The organism is Citrobacter sp. wls718, assembly GCF_005280945.1.
Classification (GTDB): domain Bacteria; phylum Pseudomonadota; class Gammaproteobacteria; order Enterobacterales; family Enterobacteriaceae; genus Citrobacter; species Citrobacter gillenii.
The window spans coordinates 1-2,116 of record NZ_SZWV01000035.1; the positions used below are offsets into that span (position 1 = coordinate 1).

At 41.3% G+C, this 2,116-nt stretch carries 4 protein-coding genes and 1 pseudogene; 3 read left to right on the plus strand and 2 right to left on the minus strand.

Going from position 1 to position 2,116, the window contains the following annotated elements; all coding sequences use genetic code 11:
* The 3 genes and pseudogenes from FDW95_RS06430 to FDW95_RS23525 all read left to right on the plus strand — a co-directional run.
* Positions 1-517: tail fiber assembly protein (locus tag FDW95_RS06430; RefSeq protein WP_137363448.1), on the plus strand; the 517-nt coding region annotated here is incomplete at its 5' end.
* A gap of 108 nt (positions 518-625) precedes the next feature.
* A complete protein-coding gene (locus FDW95_RS06435; protein ID WP_048221205.1) occupies positions 626-1,000 on the plus strand; it encodes a hypothetical protein in 375 nt (124 codons plus the stop codon).
* A 67-nt stretch (positions 1,001-1,067) separates the two neighbouring features.
* Positions 1,068-1,145 (plus strand): annotated as a pseudogene (locus tag FDW95_RS23525) (cold-shock protein); the annotation flags it as partial.
* A gap of 154 nt (positions 1,146-1,299) precedes the next feature.
* On the opposite strand, the gene FDW95_RS06445 reads toward FDW95_RS23525, so the two are convergent.
* Together FDW95_RS06445 and FDW95_RS06450 are read right to left on the minus strand one after the other, a co-directional pair.
* Positions 1,300-1,512, minus strand: a complete 213-nt coding sequence (locus tag FDW95_RS06445) for a KTSC domain-containing protein (RefSeq protein WP_048221207.1) — start codon at positions 1,510-1,512, stop codon at positions 1,300-1,302.
* Between the two features lie 411 nt (positions 1,513-1,923).
* A partial coding sequence (locus tag FDW95_RS06450) for a cold-shock protein (protein ID WP_137363449.1) occupies positions 1,924-2,116 on the minus strand: 193 nt, incomplete at its 5' end.

The following is a 2,116-nucleotide window of genomic DNA, read 5'->3' on the forward strand; positions in this document are numbered from 1 at the left end:
TGAATTTATCGGTCAGGGTGATGGATTTATCCCTGCTAATACAGGGTTACCCGCATACAGTACCGATATTGAGCCGCCTCTGGCGAAAGATGGTTTTGTCGCTGTATTTAATTTTGAGTCAGAAAAATGGTCACTTGTTGAAGACCATCGAGGGAAAACGGTCTACGACATTCATACAGGGGAAGCCGTCACAATTAACCAGTTAGGTAAGTTACCTGACGATGTGGTTTCTGTTGCGCCCGAAGGCCATTTTGTGAAATGGGACGGAAAAAAATGGGTTCATGACACTGAAGCGGAAAAAATGGCACTGATTACGCAGGCGACACAGCAAAAAGAAAGCCTTCTTGCTCTGGCTGCTTTAAAAATCGCACCTTTACAGGATGCAGTTGATCTGGATATTGCAACTGAAGCGGAAGCGGCACTTTTACTGGCGTGGAAAAAATGCCGTGTCTTGCTTAATCGAGTTGATACCTCAAAGCCGGAATGGCCTCCTCTCCCGGATATAAAGGCCAGTTGATAAGGTGCCACAAGAACGGGCGGCAGCGAAAAGCGGAAGTTCATAATTCCTTTGGACAATCCTCCTGGGTGGTTATTATATAAATAAACAGCCACAAAGAGAGTGGACATGACATTGTTTGAGGAATGTAAGGCGTTGCTCAAGGCAGATTTTGATGTTGTGGAAGGGGATGATTTGAGCATGGTAATGGATATTTTTCATCAATATCCATGGCATAGCGGTAATCTCATATGGTCAGAAATGGATTTCAGCGATTATGAACTCACTCATGAGATGTTTAACAGGAGAGACTTAGGCAATAAAACTGTATTTGTCATAGCGGATGATGCCGATGTGCCCGTGTTCAGAACCCATCTACAACTTATTGTCGATAATATCTACGATATTATCGCCATACCACCTAATCTATTTATTTTTAACGATAAAATAATGATTAAGCCTTTATTTCCTCATGATTTTATACGGTTTAGTCTGCGAAAGTGATGAGCAGAAATACTGACTTACTCTCTGTTTATCAACTCAGACTGTTGTTAGCAACGTTCGCTCCTGGCACTTTGCTGCCATTCATAGTGGTAGCTTTAAAACTTTGAGCGAAGGCCAGAAGATAGAACTTATAATTGAAAATTGACAGAAAGGTCCTTCTGGTGGCAGTTTTTCGCTATTTAACGCTTAACTTTATCGCGTAGTGCGCCGTTAAAGCTTGGGGGTTAAGTCGTCTCTAAACTTACCAGTCTGGCCTCCCGGTGGGGCTTTTGCTTTTGTTAGACTTTATTTTTAAAGACTCAACCTTTTTTTCGGCAAAGGTATTTACCTTTAATTACACCATCATAAAAACGGCCTTTGGATTTTGCCGTTAGAAAGTCATTATGAGTTTTTTCAGACACTTTAATGAATTGATAGGCTACTGAATCTACAAAAGCCACCTCCAGCACTTTTTCTGATGAATAATAACTTATGGATTTGATTCTTGATGATATGACTTTCTGAAAGTGCATATTATTTCCTCATTGTTAACATCTTTTCTAACCCATAGTACACCCATAGATGTCTTTCAGGGTTGTTTCACAAAATTATTTTTTTGGTGAAGCGATTGTCAAAGACACCTGCACCGGTTGACTTATGAATCATGAATATTATTATCTCTCCGTCTTGTTAAACAAACTTATGGAGGACAGGTGTTGGGCTGGAAATTACTAATTGGCTTTCTTTTTGTCACCATCATTGGGTTTGCACTATTTGGTTTCATTTTTTCACTCCAGCAACTGCAGTAAAATGGCAGTCACCCTTGCTACATGCCATTCATGAAAAACAAAAACCCGCTCAGGGCGGGTTTTTTATCACGTTCACTTATCTGCTCAGGTCAGTGCCGTCATCGCTGTCGTAAGCGTCTGTGTCGTTATCGGCAATTAAAGCGCGACTACGTTTCCGGCAGCCGGACCTTTGGCACCATTCTCAATCGAGAACTCAACCTTCTGGCCTTCCTCGAGCGTTTTATAATCATTGCTCTGAATGGCAGAGAAATGAACAAAAACATCTTTGCTGCCGTCAGCTGGCGTAATGAAGCCGAAACCTTTGTCAGAGTTAAACCATTTTACTAAA